The 19,700-nt window shown below is 62.0% G+C and carries 17 protein-coding genes and 2 tRNA genes; 11 read left to right on the plus strand and 8 right to left on the minus strand.

Going from position 1 to position 19,700, the window contains the following annotated elements; translation table 11 throughout:
- Both AC72UB_RS12600 and AC72UB_RS12605 read left to right on the plus strand, forming a co-directional pair.
- Positions 1–343, plus strand: a 343-nt coding sequence (locus AC72UB_RS12600) for a transposase (RefSeq protein ID WP_505190095.1), incomplete at its 5' end; no start/stop codon positions are given.
- Between the two features lie 161 nt (positions 344–504).
- Positions 505–942, plus strand: coding sequence for a hypothetical protein (locus AC72UB_RS12605; RefSeq protein ID WP_505190096.1), 438 nt, complete (start codon positions 505–507; stop codon positions 940–942).
- A gap of 113 nt (positions 943–1,055) precedes the next feature.
- On the opposite strand, the gene AC72UB_RS12610 is transcribed toward AC72UB_RS12605, so the two are convergent.
- Positions 1,056–1,145, minus strand: a tRNA-Ser gene (locus AC72UB_RS12610).
- A 209-nt stretch (positions 1,146–1,354) separates the two neighbouring features.
- Here AC72UB_RS12610 and AC72UB_RS12615 point away from each other — a divergent pair.
- The 7 genes from AC72UB_RS12615 to AC72UB_RS12645 all read left to right on the plus strand — a co-directional run bounded on the left by AC72UB_RS12615 (position 1,355) and on the right by AC72UB_RS12645 (position 7,949).
- On the plus strand, positions 1,355–2,323 hold the full coding sequence (locus AC72UB_RS12615; RefSeq protein WP_505190097.1) for an SPOR domain-containing protein: 969 nt from the start codon (positions 1,355–1,357) through the stop codon (positions 2,321–2,323).
- A gap of 15 nt (positions 2,324–2,338) precedes the next feature.
- Entirely contained in the window at positions 2,339–3,514 is a 1,176-nt protein-coding gene (locus tag AC72UB_RS12620) for a D-alanyl-D-alanine carboxypeptidase family protein (RefSeq protein WP_505190098.1), read from the plus strand.
- Complete coding sequence (gene tmk, locus AC72UB_RS12625; RefSeq protein WP_505190099.1) at positions 3,514–4,173, plus strand: dTMP kinase; 660 nt, start codon at positions 3,514–3,516, stop codon at positions 4,171–4,173. The genes AC72UB_RS12620 and tmk overlap by 1 nt, the downstream gene beginning before the upstream one ends.
- 2 nt (positions 4,174–4,175) lie before the next feature.
- On the plus strand, positions 4,176–5,306 hold the full coding sequence (locus AC72UB_RS12630; protein WP_505190100.1) for a DNA polymerase III subunit delta': 1,131 nt from the start codon (positions 4,176–4,178) through the stop codon (positions 5,304–5,306).
- A gap of 96 nt (positions 5,307–5,402) precedes the next feature.
- Complete coding sequence (locus AC72UB_RS12635) at positions 5,403–6,206, plus strand: TatD family hydrolase (RefSeq protein ID WP_505190101.1); 804 nt, start codon at positions 5,403–5,405, stop codon at positions 6,204–6,206.
- Position 6,207: 1 nt separating this feature from the next.
- Positions 6,208–7,011 carry an MBL fold metallo-hydrolase gene (locus AC72UB_RS12640; RefSeq protein WP_505190102.1) on the plus strand — a complete coding sequence of 268 codons (804 nt, stop codon included), beginning with the start codon at positions 6,208–6,210 and terminating at the stop codon, positions 7,009–7,011.
- Positions 7,008–7,949 (plus strand): AEC family transporter, encoded by a 942-nt coding sequence (locus tag AC72UB_RS12645; protein WP_505190103.1) that lies wholly within the window; start codon positions 7,008–7,010, stop codon positions 7,947–7,949. Before AC72UB_RS12640 ends, AC72UB_RS12645 begins: the two co-directional genes overlap by 4 nt.
- A 10-nt stretch (positions 7,950–7,959) precedes the next feature.
- Here the strand turns inward: AC72UB_RS12645 and speB are convergent, their stop codons facing one another.
- From speB to AC72UB_RS12680, 7 genes are all read right to left on the minus strand, one after another.
- A complete protein-coding gene (gene speB, locus AC72UB_RS12650; protein WP_505190104.1) occupies positions 7,960–8,916 on the minus strand; it encodes an agmatinase in 957 nt (318 codons plus the stop codon).
- Between the two features lie 15 nt (positions 8,917–8,931).
- Complete coding sequence (locus AC72UB_RS12655) at positions 8,932–9,903, minus strand: ABC transporter permease (RefSeq protein ID WP_505190105.1); 972 nt, start codon at positions 9,901–9,903, stop codon at positions 8,932–8,934.
- A gap of 10 nt (positions 9,904–9,913) precedes the next feature.
- Entirely contained in the window at positions 9,914–11,167 is a 1,254-nt protein-coding gene (locus tag AC72UB_RS12660) for an ABC transporter permease (RefSeq protein WP_505190106.1), read from the minus strand.
- A 70-nt stretch (positions 11,168–11,237) separates the two neighbouring features.
- Positions 11,238–12,311, minus strand: a complete 1,074-nt coding sequence (locus AC72UB_RS12665) for an ABC transporter substrate-binding protein (RefSeq protein WP_505190107.1) — start codon at positions 12,309–12,311, stop codon at positions 11,238–11,240.
- Between the two features lie 66 nt (positions 12,312–12,377).
- A complete protein-coding gene (locus AC72UB_RS12670; RefSeq protein WP_505190108.1) occupies positions 12,378–13,475 on the minus strand; it encodes an ABC transporter ATP-binding protein in 1,098 nt (365 codons plus the stop codon).
- 219 nt (positions 13,476–13,694) lie between these two features.
- Positions 13,695–18,005 (minus strand): Hint domain-containing protein, encoded by a 4,311-nt coding sequence (locus AC72UB_RS12675; RefSeq protein ID WP_505190109.1) that lies wholly within the window; start codon positions 18,003–18,005, stop codon positions 13,695–13,697.
- Positions 18,006–18,154: 149 nt separating this feature from the next.
- Positions 18,155–18,241, minus strand: a tRNA-Leu gene (locus AC72UB_RS12680).
- 118 nt (positions 18,242–18,359) lie between these two features.
- Between AC72UB_RS12680 and lipB the strand changes: the two genes are divergently transcribed.
- A complete protein-coding gene (gene lipB, locus AC72UB_RS12685) occupies positions 18,360–19,052 on the plus strand; it encodes a lipoyl(octanoyl) transferase LipB (protein WP_505190110.1) in 693 nt (230 codons plus the stop codon).
- A gap of 160 nt (positions 19,053–19,212) precedes the next feature.
- Complete coding sequence (locus AC72UB_RS12690; RefSeq protein WP_505190111.1) at positions 19,213–19,623, plus strand: c-type cytochrome; 411 nt, start codon at positions 19,213–19,215, stop codon at positions 19,621–19,623.
- The last annotated feature ends 77 nt before the right edge of the window (positions 19,624–19,700 follow it).

Here is a 19,700-nt window from a genome sequence, read left to right on the forward strand (position 1 = left end):
CCATAAGTTCGGCCCGCCCGAGATCATGAACACGGATCAGGGCAGCCAGTTCACGTCCTTCGTCTGGACTGACAGGCTGAAACGGGTTGGCACCCGGATCTCTATGGACGGCAAAGGGCGCTGCATCGACAACATCTTCATCCAGCGCCTGTGGCGGTCCCTGAAGTATGAATGCGTCTATCTGCACGCCTGGGAAACCGGATCGCAGGCACGGGTCGGCATCGGGCGCTGGATCACCTTCTACAACCACCAACGCCCTCACACTGCCCATGGCGGCCAACCGCCCGCCGTGGTCTACTTTAACCGCATTGAAACCGATCAGCAGGTGCAGGCAGTAGCTTAAACAACCCGGAAAGCTGTCCAAGAGTTGGGGAGTAGCTCAAATTGACATCACGGAGTTTGGCGAGCCCGCCATGGCAATATGGCAGCGCCACGCTGGGGACATCGGCACGATGAGCAATGATGAATTGATGACTTTGCTGGTAGCTTTGGAAAGGTTTCAGAATGAGCGGCAATAGCGGCCGTGATACGGCTGGCCGGTTCGCGTCAGGCAACCCTGGCAAGAAACGTGGCACGCGCAACCGGGCCACCATGGCGGCGCTGAGCCTCATGGAGGGCCAATCAGAGGCCCTGAGCTGCAAGGCGGTGCAAATGGCGCTAGGGGGCGACACAACGGCCCTGCGGCTTTGTCTGGAGCGCCTCGTGCCTCCTGTGAAGGATGCTCCCATTCAGTTCGACCTACCCGCCATGCAATGCGCTCGCGATGCCTCAGATGCCGCCGCGGGGGTCCTCAGAGCCGTTGCCGAGGGCGACCTCACGCCGACGGAAGGCGCGCAGGTCATGGCGCTGCTCGATGTTTACAGGCGCACGCTAGAGACTACCGAATTCGAGGCGAGGTTGGCTGCGCTAGAGGCTCACCCGAAAGTGTATCAAGTCGACTGATGCTCAAAGCCCAGTGCGCGCTGCAATGACCTCATTCGGTATACAGATCGGCATACAAAATCAAGAACGACGAATCCAAGTCACTGATATAATTGCATTTATTTAAGAATTAATGGCGGAAGCGGTGGGATTCGAACCCACGGTGGAGTTCCCCCCACGCTGGTTTTCAAGACCAGAGCCTTAAACCACTCGGCCACACTTCCATTCGGCGCGGATAGCGGGTTCGGGACGATTCTGGAAGGGTGTGCGTTGCAGCTTATCACAAAGGGTTTTCCGCCGACCCCAAGGCTTTCCCTTCCCTGAGACGCCGCGCTTCTGTATCATGCGCCAAATCAAACCGGGCAAGAGGGCACGAGACGCCCAAATGCCCATAAAGCGCGCCACAGAACGCGCGCGAACAAGGACGTTGAGCATGGCAGACGGCGCAAAGTATCGAGTGCTTCTTGTGGTTTCTATGGCGGCGCTGATTGCGGGCTGTCAGGGAGAAGGAAGTCCTTTCGGGCAACGACAGGCATCAGGTCTGACGGGCCCTTCGGCAGAAACGACCGCAGCCGCCCCGGCGACGACACGTTCGGTCAAGCTCGTGGACCGTGACGTCGAGGCACCCGACGTGTTTTCGGTGACCGATATGGCGCTGTGGGATGGCCGCCCCTCTTTGGGCGGTGTCTGGGTCGCCTCCCCCGATGCTGTTGACCCCGAGCGCGTGATCCTGCGCAACCCGGCCAACGGCAAGTTCGTCATCGGCGCACTGTTCCGGCGCGAGCGGGACAATCCCGGCCCGGCCCTGCAGATCTCCTCCGATGCCGCCGCAGCGCTTGGCCTTTTGGCCGGTCAGCCCGGCAAGATCGGCGTGACAGCCCTGCGCCGCGAAGAGGCGCCGTTGGCTGCACCAGACGCTTCGCGCCCCATTCTAGATGCCGCCGAAACCGTGGCCACCGAAACGCTGGACCCGGCACCGACCGTGGCCCCTGCGGATGGCACCGCGTCGGTCGCCGCAGCCGCCGAGGACAAAAAGCCGCGTGGTCTGGGCCTGTTCAAAAAGCGACAGCCAAAGTCTGATGGCCCCGTTGCCCCGGTGGTCTCGTCTGAGACCTTAGGCACAGAGACTGCCACTGCTGCCCCGTCCAGCACCGTTTCGCCCTCCCCTGCCCCTGCGGCCCCGCCCAAGGGCGGTTTGATCCAGATCGGCATCTTCTCGGTCGAGGCGAATGCGAAGCGTGCCGTTGACACGCTCTCCAAGGCTGGGATTGCAGCGACGATCCGGCAGGAAACCGCGCAGGGCAAAGCCTTCTGGTCGGTCACCGCAACAGGTGGCGCTGAAAGTCTGGTTAAGATCAAAGCGGCGGGGTTCGCCGACGCCTATATGTTGAAACGCGGCTAAGCTTCGGAGGTCATGATGCGCCACTCCCCTTTGCGCCAGCTGTTGTGCGGCTCGCTCACCGCCAGCCTTCTTGCGATGCCGGCCTATGGCTTTGACACTGCCGCCCAATCGGCCTGGGTCTATGACATGACGACCCATACTGTCTTGATGGATAAAAACGGCAATGTGCCGGTGCCGCCCGCTTCGATGTCCAAGCTGATGACAATCTTCATGCTGTTCGAGGCGGTGCGGGATGGTCGGGTTGCGATGGACACCACCTTTGGTGTGTCATCCCGTGCAACCGAAATGACAGCGCGGGGCGGATCAACCATGTATCTGCAAGAGGGAGACCGGCCCACGGTCGAAGATCTTTTGCGCGGTATGATCGTGAACTCGGGCAACGATGCCTGCATCGTGGTGGCGGAAGGTTTGGCGGGCAGCGAAGAGGCCTTTTCGGCCCAGATGACCGCCCGCGCCCGCGAACTGGGCATGGAGCATTCGAACTTTGCCAATTCCTCGGGCTGGCCTGACCCTGCTCACCGCATGAGCATGCGCGATCTGGGCATCCTTGCGCGGATGCTGATCGAGGATTTCCCTGAGCATTACCCGCTGTTTGCCGAAACCTCGTATGATTACAAAGAGCGCGCTCCAGCCAATGCGAGAAACCGTAACCCACTGTTGGGGCTCGGCATTGGGGCGGACGGACTAAAGACCGGCCATACCTCGGAGGCAGGCTATGGCCTTGTCGGCAGCGTCAAGCAGAGCGACCGTCGCATCATCTTCGCCTTCTCCGGCACCCCAGACGATAAGGCCCGCGCTGAAGAGGCCGAACGGATTACCTCTTGGGCTTTCCGCCAGTTTTCTCTGAAAACGCTGGCTAAATCCGGCAGTCGCATTGCCGAGGCCCCGGTGCATTTGGGCGCGGCCGAGACGGTTGGCCTTGTGCCGGCGGAAGATATCCAGCTGTTGCTCCCCGCGATCGCGCAGGGCAAAGTTCAGGCCGAGGTGGTCTATTCTGGCCCGTTCACCGCCCCGATCACGGCAGGCACCACGCTGGGAGAGTTGGTGATTGACGTGCCCGAGCTTGGTCAGACCCGGGTGCCACTTGTGGCCGAGGCCGATGTTGCGAAGGGTGGCTTTATGGTACGGATGAAGGCGGCCGCCAGCGCGCTGCAAGCGCGCTACTTCGGCGATGAAGCCCCGGCAAGCTGATGGGACAAGAGCAGCTGATCGGGCGGGGCGCGTTCCTTTCCTTTGAAGGCATTGATGGATCCGGGAAATCAACGCAGGCCCGGTTCTTGGCTGCGGCGCTGCGCGCGGCGGGTGCGACCGTGACGCTGACCCGCGAACCCGGCGGCAGTCCCGGTGCCGAAGAGATCCGCCGCTTGGTGCTGGAAGGCGACGCCGACCGCTGGTCGCCGCAAACCGAACTCTTGCTGTTCACGGCGGCGCGGCGCGACCATCTGGAAAAGACAATCCGCCCCGCCGTTGCGCGCGGCGAGGTGGTGATCACCGACCGGTTTGCCGACAGCACACGCATGTATCAGGGCCTGACGCGCGGCAATCTGGCCGCCGAGGTCGATGCCTTGCATGCGCTGATGATCGGGATCGAACCCGACCTGACCTTTCTGATCGACATCCCGCCCGAGGCCGGACTGGCCCGCGCCACCGCCCGCGCAGGGGCAGAGATGCGGTTTGAAGGCATGGGGCTTGAGGTCCAAACCCACGCCCGCAACGGTTTTCTCGCGCTGGCCGCGCGCCATCCTGCCCGTTTTCGCGTGATCGACGGCCACCGCCCTGAGGCCGAGGTTGCCGCCGAGGTGCAAGCCATCGCCCACGACTGGCTGACCAAACAGCGGCAGACGGCCTAAGCATGGCCGAGGCCGATATCCCCGAAGCCGATTGCATCGAAGGCGCACCGCATCCGCGGGCCACATCGACCCTCTTGGGTCAGGGATCGGCGGAAGCCACGTTTCTGCAGGCCTTCAACACCGGCCGTCTGCATCATGGCTGGCTGATCACCGGGCCGCGCGGGGTGGGCAAAGCGACGCTGGCGTGGCGGCTGGCGCGGTTCCTTCTGGCCACGCCCGAGGATGACGGTGGCATGTTCGCCGCACCTCCCCCCGAGACGCTGGATATCCCCGACAGCCACCCCGTGGCCCGCCGCATCGCGGCCCTGTCAGAGCCGCGCCTGTCCCTGTTGCGCCGGGCCTATGACGAGAAGAAGGCCAAGTTGCAGGATGTGATCTCGGTCGACGAAGTGCGGAAGATGAAAAGCTTCTTCACCCTGTCGGCGGCCGATGGCGGACGGCGCGTGGCGATCATCGACGCGGTGGACGAGATGAACCCGGCCGCCGCAAATGCGCTGCTGAAGCTTTTGGAAGAGCCACCAAAATCGGTGACGATGTTCCTCATCAGCCACCAACCGGCGCGGCTTTTGCCCACCATCCGCTCGCGCTGCCGCGAGTTGCGGCTTGGGCCTCTGTCGGCGCAGGATCTTTCGGATGCGCTGACCATGGCGGGCGGCGAGGTGACACCAGAGGACCGCATCGCGCTGGCCGAACTTGCCGGCGGGTCGGTGGGCGAGGCGTTTCGGATGACCAACCTTGAGGGGCTCGCGCTTTATGCGCGGCTGGTCAAGCTGATGGCCACCCTGCCCCGGCTTGACCGCGTGCAAGCGCTGGCCTTTGCCGAAGCAGGCGCAGGCCGGGGGGCCGAGGCGCAGTTTGATCTGATCGTGACACTTCTGGATCTGTTTCTGGCCCGGCTGGCCCGTTCAGGCACCTGTGGCACGCCGCTGCCCGAGGCGGCCCCGGGAGAGGCCGCTTTGATCGCGCGGCTTGCGCCCAACCCATGGGCGGCGCGGGAATGGGCCAGTCTGGCCCAGACGCTGGGCCTGAGGGCGCGTCGCGGCAAGGCGGTGAACCTTGACCCTGCCGCACTTCTCATGGATATGCTTTTACAGATTGACGAGGCGGCATCGGCCCTGTCTCGCTTGCCCTGAAGCTGGTCTTGTGCAGACCCCCGGGGGTTTCACACCCCCGGACCCCCGTGGGATATTTGGGCCGCATTGAAGGCAGAAGGCCTCGGAGTGAAGAACGTGACGCCCCCCGAACTTGTCGACAGCCACTGCCATCTGGATTTTGCCGATTTCGATGGCGAGCTTGATGCCATCATTGCCCGGGCTGCCGAGGCTGGGGTTCGGCGGATGGTGACGATTTGCACCAAACCGGTGAACGCGCCAAAGGTGCGGGCGATTTCCGAGGCTCATGCCGGGGTGTTCTTTGCCATGGGCTTGCATCCGATGAGCGTGGCAGACTGCACGCCCTTGTCGCTGGCCGATCTTATGGACTTTGCGCGGCATCCGAAAATGGTGGGCATCGGTGAGACTGGCCTTGATTATCATTACACGCCCGACAGCGCCGAGGCGCAGCAGCGGTCGTTGCAGGTGCATATCGAGGCGGCGCAGGAGACCGGGTTGCCGCTGATCATCCACGCGCGGGCGGCAGATGAGGACATGGAGCGGATCTTGGCCGAGGGTATGGCGGTGCAACCCTATACGTGCGTGATGCATTGCTTTTCGTCGGGGCCGCGGCTGGCCGAGGCGGCCCTGGAGATGGGATTCTATCTGTCGATGTCGGGCATCGCGACCTTTCCAAAATCAAGCGAGCTGCGCGAGATATTTGCCCGCGCACCGCTGAGCCGGATCTTGGTAGAGACCGACAGCCCCTATCTGGCCCCGGTGCCCTTTCGCGGCCGCCGCAATGAACCGGCCTATACCGCGTTCACCGCCAAAACCGGCGCTGAAGTGTTCGGGGTGAGTGAGGCCGAGTTTGCCGCCGCCACCACCGCCAATTTTGACCGTCTGTTCCAAAAGGCCGCCGCGTCGGCCAAGGCGGCGTGACGTGGCCTCGTTGCGCTTTACCATTCTGGGATGCGGGTCTTCGGGCGGGGTGCCGCGGTTGGGGGGCGACTGGGGCGACTGCGACCCCATGAACGCCAAGAACCGCCGTCGCCGCTGTTCGATGCTGGTGGAGCGGATGAGCGGCGAGGGGGTGACGCGGGTCTTGATCGACACCTCACCCGACATGCGCGACCAGCTTTTGGATGCCGGTATCGGCACGCTGGATGCGGTGGTCTATACCCATTCCCATGCCGACCACGTGCATGGCATCGATGATCTGCGCCAGATCGTCTTTAACCTGCGCCAGCGGCTGCCCGTTTGGGCGGATGCGCCGACGCAAGAGGCGCTGCTGTCGCGCTTTGCCTATGCCTTCGTGCAGCCAGCGGGCAGCCCCTATCCACCCATTCTGGATCTGCGCACCATTGATGGGGCATTTGAGATCACCGGGGCCGGAGGGCCGATTGGCTTTCAGCCCTTCGAGGTGGATCACGGGTCGATGGCGGCTTTGGGGTTCCGCGTGGGCGGGCTCGCCTATCTGCCCGATGCGGTTGCGATCCCCGAAGAGGCCTGGGCGCATTTGCAGGGGTTGGACTGCTGGGTGGTCGACGCGCTGCGCCGCAAGCCGCACCCGACCCATGCCCATCTGGCGCTGACGCTGGAGTGGATCAGCCGGGCACGGCCTGCGAAGGCGGTCATCACCAATATGCATCTGGATATGGATTATGACACCCTGACGGCTGAGTTGCCGCCACATATCCGCCCGGCCTATGACGGCATGGTGATCGGGTTCGATAACCTGCCATGAGCATGCTTTTGGATGTCATCCTGCCGGTGTTTTTGGTCATCGGCTTTGGCGCATTGGCGGCGGCGCGGGGGTGGATTTCGCAAGAGGCGATCGATGGGGTGATGCGGTTTGCGCAGAACTTCGCCTTGCCGGTTTTGTTGTTCAAGGGTGTGGCCGCGCTGGATCTGGCGGTGGCCTTTCAGCCGGGGCTGATGCTGGCCTTCTACATCGGGGCGTTTTCAGGCTTTGCATTTGGCTTTATGGGCGCGCGCTTTGTGTTTCACCGGCCGCTGACTGACAGTGTCGCCATTGCCTTTGCCTGCACCTTCTCGAACTCGCTACTCTTGGGGGTTCCGATCACAGAACGGGCCTATGGCGCGGCAGCCTTGGCGGGGAACTTTGCAATCATCTCGGTGCATGCGCCGCTGATCTATTCGGTGGGGATCATCGCCATGGAATGGGCGCGGTCGCGCGAAGCGGGCAGCGTGGGGCCGGGCGGCGTTGCGCGGCAGGTTCTGCGCGGGGTGGTCAGTCAGCCCTTGCTGATCGGCATTGCCTTGGGCTTTGCGGTGAACCTGTCGGGGGTGGCCAAGCCCGCCTTCTTTGCCGCCGCCGTGGATATGGTGGCGGCGGCCGGGCTTCCGGCGGCGCTGTTCGGGCTTGGGGGCGTATTGTGGCGCTATCGGCCCGAGGGTGACAAGGGTGCGATTGCGATGGTGGTCTTTGCCAGCCTTGTCCTGCATCCGATGATCTCTTACGGGCTGGCGCGGTTCGGCTTTGGGCTCGGGGCAGAGGCATTGCGGTCGGTGACAATCACCGCAGCCATGGCACCCGGTGTGAACGCCTATGTCTTTGCCAATATGTATGGCGTGGGCAAACGGGTGTCAGCCTCGGCGGTTTTGGTGGCCACGGGCCTGTCGATCTTTACCACGTGGGGCTGGTTGCAGGTCTTGCCGTGACGGCGCCAGATCAGCGGAAGCCCTTGGCGTGGAAGATGAAGCCAAGAAAGTTGAGCAGAACCTGAGCCGCCAATATCTGGGTGGATTGGCTGGGGTCATAGTCGGGTGCGACCTCGACCAGGTCCATGCCCACAACCTCATGGGTGCGCGCGACCTGCTGGAGAAGTTCCAACACCTCATAGTAGAGGAACCCGCCATGGCTGGGCGTGCCAGTCCCGGGCGCGATCGAGGGGCAGAAGCCGTCAATGTCGATGGTGACATAGACGCGCGCGCCCTTGGGGATGCGTTTGGCCACGGCTTCGGCACCCAAGGCGCGGAATTGGCGGACCGACAGGATGTCGTCACCCATGGCCCGCGCGGCTTCATAGCCATCTTTGGCGGTGGAGGAGACATTGCGGATGCCGACGGCGGTGATGCCTTTGACATAGTCTTTTTCCGCCGCGCGCCGCATCGGACTGCCGTGGCCGACACGCACGCCGTGACGTTCATCCACGAAATCAAGATGGGCGTCGATTTGCAGGAGGTGGATATCGCCGTGACCGGCGAAGGCCTCGATGCAGGGGATATTCACCGAATGATCGCCGCCGATCACCACTGGCAGCGCGCCGGATTTCAAGATCGCCTCAACCCCCGCACGGATATTGGCGTGGCTTTTCGCGGTGTCGGTGTGGACGATGTCGGCGTCGCCAATGTCGACGATCCGCACTGATTGCGGCAGGTAGGTGCAATCGTCCTCGTGGTCATAGGCCCCGGCATGGCCGAAGGAAAAGAGCGTCGAGGCCTCGCGCACAGCGCGGGGGCCAAAGCGGGCTCCGGCGCGGAATTGGGTGCCAAAGTCATAGGGCGCGCCCATGACGGCGACCTCGGCATCGATCTTGGACCAATCCTCGACATAGGCGCGCTTGCCGAAGGTAGCGATGCCGACGAAGGGCAGGTTCAGCCGCCCGGTGTCATAGCTGTTGGCCATGGGTGCCTCTGGAGATTAGCGGGGTGTCACGCCACGCAGCCGTTCAGAGCGGCGGCGCAGAAGTTCGACGGTGGCAAGCAAGAGCACGGAGATGATGACAAGGATCGTCGCCACGGCAAGGATCGCCGGAGAAATTGCCTCGCGGATGCCGTTGAACATCTGGCGCGGAATGGTCTGCTGGTCAGGCCCGGCGATGAAGAGGACGGCGACGACTTCATCGAACGAGGTGACGAAGGCAAAAAGCGCGCCCGAAATGATGCCGGGCAGGATCAGTGGCATGATCACCCGAAAGAAGGTGACGCGCGGATTGGCCCCGAGCGAGTATGCCGCGCGGATCAGAGACTGGTCAAAACCCGACAGCGTGGCGGTCACCGTGATGATGACAAAGGGGATACCAAGCACAGCATGGGCCACGATCACCCCAAGATGCGAATTCACAAGGCAACCCTTTTCCGACAGGAACGGGGTCGTGACGGCCCCCAAGGCGGTTTCGGGTGACACGCAGGCTTGGGCGTAGAAGAAACTCATCCCGACGGCGATGATGATGATCGGCACGATCATGGGGCTGATCAACACAGCCATAATGACCCGGCGATAGGGCATCTCAGGGCGGCTCAGGCCCAGTGCCGCGATGGTGCCGAGAACCGTTGCCAGAATTGTCGCCCAAAGGCCGACCCAGAACGAGTTCTTAGCGGCCTGCACCCAAGTGGCGCGTTCCCAAACCGCGCTCCACCATGTGCCATCACGGGCCGTTTCGGGCGCGGGGTGGCCAAGGGTCAACAGCGTGTCGTACCAGCGCAAGGAGTATCCCGCCGGGTCAAAGGTCAGCATCTTTTCGGTGAAGGTGAAGTAGGGTTCCGCGTTAAAAGACAGGGGAACGACGATCAGGATCGGCGCGATCAGGAAGATGAAGATCAGCGTGCAGATCACAAGATAGGTGAAATACCAGACCCGTTCCAACGGCGAGGCATAAGTGGGAAGTGCCATAGTGTCCTCCTTAGCCCAGTTTCAGGCGGTCAATGCCGATCAGTCGATCGTAGATCCAGTAAAGTGCGAGAATGGCGATCAACAGCATCGCAGCCAATGCGGCGGCCAACGACCAGTTGGATTTGCTCATGTGGAAGCTGATGAGGTTGGAAATCAGCTGTCCTTCGGCCCCTCCCACAAGGGCTGGGGTGATGTAGTAGCCCACGGCCAAAATAAACACTAAGAGCGAGCCCGCAGCGATGCCCGGCAAGGTTTGCGGCAGGTAGACGCGGCGGAAGGTGGTCCATGATGTCGCCCCCAAGCTGCGCGCGGCGCGGGCATAGGACGGCGGGATCACCTTCATCACCGAGTAAAGCGGCAGGATCATGAAGGGCAAAAGCACATGGGTCATGGCCACAATGGTGCCCGTCATGTTGTACATCATCGAAAGGCGGTTCTCATCGGACAAGATGCCCAAGCCAACCAGCGCGTCATTGACGATCCCTTGTTCTTGCAACAAGGCGATCCAAGCGGTGGTGCGCACCAAAAGCGATGTCCAGAACGGCAAGAGCACGAGGATCATCAGCAAGGAGGCTTTCGACAGCGGTAGGACTGCCAACAAATGCGCCACAGGGAACGCCAACAAAAGGCAGATCACGGTGATGATGCCCGACACAAGGAAGGTCTTGAAGAACAGGTATAGGTAGATGCGTTGCTTGTCGTCGCCCCGTTCCCATCCGGTTTCGGTCAGTTTGCGGTCGGCGGCGACCTTGTAGAAGTCTGTGGTCAGTTCCGACGAGGCAGATTCCATCGCATACCACAGCTCAGGCGCGCCCCATGCCGGATCAAGCGCCAGCATCGCCTCTTTGTAGGGCGGCTGCATGTCGGCGGCTTCGCGGGCCCCTTTCTTGAACAGGCTGATAGAGCCCGGGACCGTATAGTTGATGCGGGTGCCTGCCATGCCGGTATTCTTGGTGGCCTGCATTTCGGCCAGATCCTTCACCAAAGCGGCATAGGCCTCTTCCGGCGGATTCAGATGGTCGAAACTTGGGTTCGCTTGGAACCATTCGGTCAGGGTGGGGGAAGAGCGGGAAAAGCCATCATGCTCGACCGAGCGTTTCAGCATGTAGCCAATCGGAACAAGAAAGGTCAGCAGGACAAAGACCAACAGCGGCAAGACCAGCAAAAACGCCCGGCGCTTGGCGCGAGCCTGCGCTGTGGCGAGTGCTGCTTTCAGCGGGCGGCCATCGTTGGTGGTCAGAAGTTCGGTCGTGGCCTCGGTCATGCTTTGTCCCTTCAGCGAAAGGTTGGGCGCGGGGATTTCCCCCCGCGCCCGCGATTGGGCTAAAGCCCGATTACTGGGTCAGCCAAGCCTGGAAGCGCTCGTTCAGTTCTGCGTCCTTGTCGACCCAGAAGTCAGCCGAGGTCAGCAGAGCATTGCCCAGGTTTTCCGGAGCGGTCGGCAGGTGGGGCGCCATCACGGTCTTGCCGTCCTTGAACAGCAGCTCGGTTGCCATGGACGACTTACGCGCCGGGCCGTACGAAATGTGCTGGGCTTGTGCGCGCAGACCATCGGTCGAGGTGGCGTAGCGGATGAAATCCATCGCCAGGTCTTTGTTCGGCGCACCCTTCGGCACGACATACATTTCGTTTTCGTAGATCTGGCCATCCCAGACGATCTGGAAGGGCTTGCCTTCGTTGATCGCAGCGGCGAACAGACGGCCGTTATAGGCGGTCGACATCACGACTTCACCGTCAGCCAGCAGTTGCGGCGGCTGAGCACCAGCTTCCCACCAGACAACATCAGCCTTGATGGTGTCGAGCTTTGCAAAGGCGCGGTCCACGCCCTCGGGGGTCGCCAGAACGGCGTAGACTTCGGAAGCCGGAACGCCGTCACCCATCAGAGCGAATTCCAGAACGGCCTTTGCGCCCTTTTTCAGGCCGCGCTTGCCGGGGAACTTTGCCAGGTCGAAGAAGTCTGCAGCAGTCGTGGGGGCTGCATCAGCTGCGAACTTGGTGGTGTCATAGCCATAGACGTTCGACCAGATGTCGGTCGAAACACCGCATTCGGTGATCGCACCTTCAAGGAAGTCTTCGGTCGCGGGCACGCCGTCATTGCCAGCGGGCAAAGAAGCGGCATCGATCGGCTCCAGCACGCCTTCGTCGCACAGACGGATCGCGTCGGCATATTCCAGCGAAGCGACGTCAACCGTGACGTTGCCAGCCTCTACCATGGCCTTCACGGCCGGGGCGGGGTTGTCGCTGTCGACCATGATGGCGGCATTGCCGGTCGCAGCAGCCCAAGGTTTCACGTGGGCTTCGGTTTGAGCTTCGCCATAAGCGCCGCCCCACGACATCACCGTGACGTCAGCCTGCGCCGCAAAGGCAAAGCTGGTCAGCGCGGTGGACAGGATAAGAAGTTTCTTCATTGTTAACTCCCAGTTGATGGTCAGATTATTCCGCCCCTCTGCAGAACGGGCGGTGGCCTATTGGCCTTACATCGGATCAAGCGCACGGGCATCTTGCGGATGCCAGCCCACCTGAATCTTCTGTCCCGGGCTGAGGCGGGTTTGCCCCAGCGTGTTTCGCATCTTCATGACAAAGTCGTCAGACCCCGCCACGCGCAGGACGACACGCAAGATGTCGCCCATGTAAATGATTTCCAGCACCTCGGCGTCGATCATATGCGCGCCGGGCGGCATCATTTCGGGTTTGAATTCCACCCGTTCCGGGCGGATCGACACCAGCGTCTTGCCGCCCTTTTCCTTGGCGTTGACGGCCGTGGCGTCGATCAACTCTCCCGTGGTGAGGCGCACAAGGGCCTTGTCACCCGTGAGTTCCTCGATCGTGCCCAACAGCTTGTTATTCTCACCGATAAACTGGGCGACAAAGCTGTTTTCGGGGCGTTCATACAGATCCGCGGGAGGCGCAAGCTGTTGGATGCGGCCATCATTGAACACGGCCACCCGGTCCGACATCGTTAAGGCTTCGCCCTGATCGTGGGTGACATAAACGACGGTGATGCCAAGGTTTTCGTGCAGGTGCTTGATCTCAAACTGCATATGCTCACGCAGCTGCTTGTCCAAGGCGCCAAGCGGTTCATCCATAAGCACAAGCTTGGGGTCAAACACCAAGGCGCGGGCCAAGGCGATGCGCTGCTGTTGGCCGCCCGAAAGCTGCGATGGGCGACGGTTGGCAAAGGCCCCCATCTGCACCATGTCAAGTGCGCGCTTGATCTTGGTCTCGCGCTCATCCTTGCCCATGCCGCGGACTTCCAGCGGGAAGGACAGATTTTCGCCGACGGTCATGTGGGGAAACAGCGCGTAATTCTGGAACACCATGCCAATCCCGCGCTTGTGCGGCGGGACTTGGTTGATCGGCTTGCCATCCAGCCGAATCTCGCCGTTCGTGGCGGTCTCAAAGCCGGCAAGCATCATCAAACAGGTGGTCTTACCCGAGCCCGACGGGCCGAGCATTGTCAGAAACTCACCCTTGCCAATGGACAGGTTGAGGTCCTTCACGACGAGGGAGACCCCGTCATAGCTTTTCTGCACGTGTTCAAATGCGACGAAAGCGTCGTTCTGGCTGGTCATCCCAGTCAATCTCCCCGTCTGTCCGGCAGCTGTCCTGCACTTTTGGTCTGACGACTTAAGCCAATGCAAAGGTCGTTTGCAATTCACTTATTGTCGCGTTTCAGCATGCACGCTGATTGCAGGCCAATCGGGCATTTTGCGCCGCATTTGCCGCGCAGAACGGCATGCCGTGAACCGCTGCGCGGGAAAATGGCCTGCCGTAAGGGTTTGACCTTTTGGTCAAAGGGCCTGGGCGGGCGCAAGGGGCGCAGCATGATTCCCGGAATCGGTCGAAAACCTGCGGCGGTGGTGCTGCAAGGCCCGCGCGGCGGAAAATCCCAAAAGCGGCAGGCAGCGCGGGCCATAGGCTTCGGCCGGGGTCTGGCCGGGCCCGGTGGGGCAGTGGTGGCGCAGCACAGACAAAAGGTTATCGCGCGCCTCGGGCAGGAAGGCGGAGAGCGACATGCGGCCGGGATACAAGCTTTCGACAGCGACACCTTCGGCCAGAATGATTGCATGCTGAGGCAAGAGGAGGTGATGATAGCTGACCTCGCGGATGGCCTGCGCCCTGCGCGCGCCCCAGTCCAGCCGCGCCAGATGCCCCGCCCGCACCAGCGCGGCACCCGGCCCAAGCCCGACCCGCACCGCATGCTGGGGCGACAAAAGCAGATCGCGCAGCGCGCCGTGGCTGCCGGCGCGAATGCGCACTGGGCGCAAGGCGGGACGCGCCGCGATTTCAGCCGCCGTGATCTGGCGCGCGCCGACCCACAAAAGGGGAGCCGTTCCGCCCCCCGCAAGGCAGACAAGGTCACCCGCCTGCAAACGCTCAATCCGGCGGAGGCCTTGGGGCGTCAGGATGCGGGCTCCCGCCACAAGGCAGGGCACGCCCATCGCATAAAGCATACCCGGCAGGGTCACGCTGGCCGGATCAACCCCCTGCAAACGCAGTGTTTCGCCTTCGGGAAAGGTCAGCAGCGTTTCACCCCCAGGGCCGGTGCTGACGATCACATCCCAAGACCGGACCGGGCTTGCATCCGGGTTTTGCAGGTCTGACACGTCCAACTGGTCGGCAGTCTGGCCGCCGAACAGCGTCATGTCGAAATCGGTGACAAGATCGGCACCGCCTGCGCCGTGGAGCACGAATGTATCCGCCCCTGCCCCACCGGTCAGGCTGTCATCTCCACTGCCACCTTCCAGCAGATCTTTGCCCGCCCCGCCAAAGAGGCTGTCGTTGCCCGCCCCTCCTTGAACCGTGTCCAGGCCATCACCCCCAAACATACGGTCATCACCTGCGCCGCCTGACAGGCTGTCCGCCCCGTCGTCGCCGTAAAGGGAATCGTTCCCCGCCCCGCCCAGCAGAGTGTCATTGCCTGCAGCCGCTTCAGCATGGATCATCGCCGCTGCAGCCGAACCATCCAACAGGTCCGCCCCACTGCCCAGCGTGAAGCGTTCGAATTCAGAAAAGGCGACGGTATTGGCCCCATCCGTCGCGGTGCCGGATTCAGAACCGCTGAAGCTGACAGTCAGGTTCGCGGTAACCATGAACAGGTCGAGATGGTCGAAATCCCCGGCACTTTCGCCGCCCTGTGCGGTGTCGCTGCCCCAGCCGGTGGCGAATTGCACCAGATCGGTGTCGGTGCCGCCAAAGATCAGGTCATTGCCCGCCCCGCCAATCAGCGTGTCACTGCCAAGGCCACCCGTCAGGGTGTCATGGCCGCCGTCGCCTTGAATGCGGTCATTGCCATCCTCGCCCGACAGGCTGTCATTGCCAAGGCCACCTTCGACAAGGTCATTGCCAATGCCCCCCAAGACCGTGTCTTGCCCCGAGCCTGCATAAAGCGAGTCATTGCCATCGCGGCCGTGGATAAAGTCATCGTCATTGTCGCCATGGGCAAGATCATGGCCTGCCCCGGCCTCGATGATGTCGCGTCCAGCGCCGCCAAAAAGCGTGTCATTGCCATCATTGCCATCCAGACTGTCATTGCCATCGTCCCCCTGCACCAGATCGTCGCCATCCCCGCCCTCAAGCGTGTCGGAGCCGAGACCGCCGAAGAGCACGTCATTGCCCCCATCGCCGAACAGCCGGTCATTGCCCGCGCCACCAGTCACATTGTCATTGCCAAGCCCGCCCCGGACGGTGTCGGCACCTGATCCGGCGAGCACCGTGTCATGGCCGTCTGCGGTGGCAAAGGTCATGCCGCCGCTGTCTGCGGTGGCGTTGAGGCTGTCGGCCCCCATTGTGGCCAGAATTTCCTCGATCTCAGAGAAGGTAAGGGTTTGGCCATTGTTCGTGACCGTGCCAGCCCCCGTGCTGCTGAATGTGATAAGCGTCGGTCCAACAAGAGGCGCCCCCGTCAGGTCGAGCGTGTCGAGATCATCGCCCCCCTCACCGCCCACGACCAGATCACCCGCACCGGCGATAAAACGGTCGCGCCCGTCGCCGCCATAAAGCGAGTCATTGCCGCCATCGAGATCATGGCGCGTGGACAAGGTGTCATTGCCCGCGCCGCCAAAGGCCACATCAGCCGCCAGATCGGCGGCGGTCAGGTTGACGACATCGTTGCCCGCATCGCCGTAAACCGTATCAACGCCTTGACCGCCATCCAGAGTGTCATTGCCGTCGCCACCGATCAGTGAATCGTCGCCAGTTCCCCCCTCGACCCAGTCATCGCCCGCTTCGGCAAAGAGGCGGTCGGCATCCGCGCCGCCGTACACGCTGTGATTGCCGACACCCGCCCAAATCGTATCGGCCCCGGCGTCGCCATAAAGCACCGAGTTGCCTTGCAATTCCCCGCCGCCATGATCGTCGATCAGGTCATCGCCGTCGCCGCCATAGACGGTGTCATTGCCACTGCCATTCCAGATGGTGTCGTTGCCGCTGCCGCCTTCGATCCAGTTGTCGCCGACGACAAAGCCGCCAAGGTTATCGTCAATGCTGTCATCACCCGCGCCACCAAAGATGCTGTCGTTGCCGGTGCCATAAACGATGGTGTCATTGCCAAGCCCACCATCCAGCATGTCGGTGCCCGACCCGCCTGTGATGATGTCGGCCCCACCATTCCCAAGGATAACGACACCGTCTGCATCAGCCCCGGCGTTGATGGTATCGGCAAAGTTGGTGCCGCTGATCTGTTCCGCCCCGGTAAAGCTGCCCGTCGCGCCGCCCAAATAGGAATAGCTGCCCGCATCGGTGCCGCTGAAGGTGACGTTCACCCCGTTGGTGCCAACCCACGTGCCAAACCAGATTGCGTCCCAATCGCCTGCCGTTTCGCCCAGATCGTAAAAGTCACTGTTGTGATCTTCGGTAATGCTAGCAACGTCGTTGCCTGCCCCGCCGTAAACAGTGTCGATCCCCGCACCGCCCGAGAGCGTGTCATTGCCGTCATCACCAAAAACGATGTCGTTGTTGCCGCCGCCATAAATCAGGTCGTCGCCTGCCCCGCCACGAAAGGTGTCGTTGCCGCCATCAAGGTTCCAATCGCCGATGGTGTCATTGCCAAAGCCGCCCTCAACCGAATCGTCACCCGATCCGCCATAGACTGTGTCATGACCGCTGCCACCGAAGATGGTGTCATTCTCAGTGCCACCATCGATGCTGTCAGACTCGCCGTCGCCATAGATCGTATCGGCCCCTTGGCCGCCGATGAGCGTGTCATTGCCAGCGCCGGTGAAGGTCAGCGTGTGGGCGACATCGCCCGTGTAAATAGCCACCCACTCGCCGGTGGTCGTATCGCGTAGCGCCCAATTGTGGTCGGTGAAGGTTGCAGCAGTGAAGTTTTGACCGGGGCTAAGCTTGCCATAGGACACGGGCGTTCCGCTGCCATCAATCCAAAACACCTCGACGGTCTGGCTGGACGTGTTGGAAATGACCAACTTCGTCTCAGAGCCAAGAGCTGACGGATAGGTTGCGGGGTTCATCACAATCGTGTCGCCACGGATCAGGTCGGCACCGTCGCCCCCTTCAACGATATCATTTCCCGCACCGCCGCTAACCTGATCAGCCCCTGTCCCGCCAAAGACTGAATCTTGTCCGTCATCACCATCGACCGTGTCACTGCCGGCATCGCCAAAGACGCTGTCATCGCCAGCGCCACCCACAGCGATGTCATCGCCGTTGCCACCATAGACCGTGTCACGCCCGGCCCCGCCTGAGACCACGTCCCAGTTGCCGTCACCGCCGCGCAAAAGGTCATTGCCGCTGCCGCCATAAACCCAGTCAGAATCAAAGCTGCTGCCGATCGCGGTATCATCACCTGCGCCACCATAAAGATCGTCATAGGTGTCGGCCCCGCCGATCAGGCTGTCATTGCCGTCACCGCCATAAACGACATCATAGCCGCTAGAGGCTACGACCGTGTCATTGCCGCCTTCGGCATAGACACTATCGCTGCCCGCACCGGCGTTGATGCTATCGGCCCCTTCGCCACCAAAGACCTTATCAGCACCGCCACCGGCGTTGATGGTGTCATTTCCGCCATCGCCATAGATGTCATCGTTGCCCGCACCGCCGGTCAACGAGTCATTGCTGGATCCGCCGAAAAAGGTTGCCATCGCGCGCCTCATGCTGCCCGCAGGCAGGACGCGGGCCAGACATCATGGCCTGTGATCGTCTAACCTGCGGTTAAGACGAAAGTTCTTGTCGAATTTTTGGGAGATTTGGTTTGCCCCGGCGAAGCGCGGGGGTTTTGACCGAGGCAGATTGGTGCGGATGAAAGGACTCGAACCTTCACTCCGGTTAAGGAACAGCGACCTCAACGCTGCGCGTCTACCAATTCCGCCACATCCGCACTGATCTGGCCTCGGATGGGTGGTGTTTAGCGGCAAGGTTCGGGGAAGAAAAGGGGGATTCTGCACCTCTTTGGCGCGGGCTGCGTTGCATTTGCCGCCCACGCGCGGCATCTCTGGGTGCAGACCGATAAGGAGCGCGCCATGGATCAGGTGGAATGGAAAACCCTGCCCGGGCTTGCGCCTTACACCGAGACGCTGGCCGCCATGGAGGCCCGCGTTGCCGCCATTCACCAAGGCACCGCGCCCGAAGCGATCTGGCTTTTGGAGCATCCCCCACTTTACACCGCAGGCACCAGCGCCCGGGCGCAGGATCTGGTGGACCCTGACCGCTTTCCCGTGTTTGCGGTGGGACGCGGCGGGCAATACACCTACCACGGGCCCGGCCAGCGGGTGATCTATGCCATGCTGGATGTCAGCCGCCGCGAAAAAGATGTGCGCTGTTTCGTGCGGCATCTGGAAAATTGGGTGATCGCCGCATTGGCCGAATTCAACGTCAAGGGTGAGATCCGGCCCGGGCGTGTGGGGGTCTGGGTGACCCGGCCTGACAAGGCCCCGAATCCCGACGGCACCCCGCGCGAAGAGAAAATCGCAGCCATTGGCGTCAAGCTGCGCAAATGGGTCAGCTTCCATGGTATCTCGATCAATGTGGAACCGGACCTGTCGCATTTTTCCGGCATCGTGCCCTGTGGCATCCGCGAACATGGCGTGACGAGCCTTGTCGATCTTGGTCTGCCGGTCACGATGGCTGATCTGGATGCGGCCCTGATGGCGACCTTTGACGGCGCGATGCAATCAACCTGCCCGGTGTAAAACCTGCCCGGTGTAAGAGGCAGGTCTGGCAATGCGCCTGTGCAATGCCCAAAAGTCACGCGCGGCCCCCTGCGACACCACTTGCTATTGCATAACAACAGGGCAAAATCCATGTCATCCATTAGGGACGCGACCTGATCCCAACTCTTGCGAGGACACAATGACCAAACTCACGCTTGCAGCAGCCCTCGGCGCCTTGATGCTGACCACTCCGGCCATGGCGGCAGATCCGGCTGCTGGTGAATCCGACTTCAAGAAATGCAAAGCCTGCCACGCCATCGTTGCCTCGGACGGCACCGAAGTGGTCAAGGGCGGAAAGACCGGCCCGAACCTTGGCGGCGTCATCGGCCGCCCGATCGCCTCGGTCGCTGACTTCAAATACGGCGAATCGATCCTGGCTGTGGGAGCCACGGGCGCGGTCTGGGACGAGGCATCGCTTGCGGCCTATATCACCGACCCGGCCGCATGGTTGAAGGAACAGACCGGTGACGCGGCTGCCAAATCGAAAATGTCGTTCAAGCTGGCCTCCGGCGCCGAAGATGTGGCGGCGTATTTGGCCACCATCCAGTAAGCTGGCCAATAAGCCCGACCGCCGAGCCCGCCAAGGCTAAACGTGACGCGTGAACTCGATGAAAGGGCGGTCTTCGG

Source organism: Allotabrizicola aquatica (SeqCode) (genome assembly GCF_965194375.1).
Classification (GTDB): Bacteria; Pseudomonadota; Alphaproteobacteria; order Rhodobacterales; family Rhodobacteraceae; genus Tabrizicola_A; species Tabrizicola_A aquatica.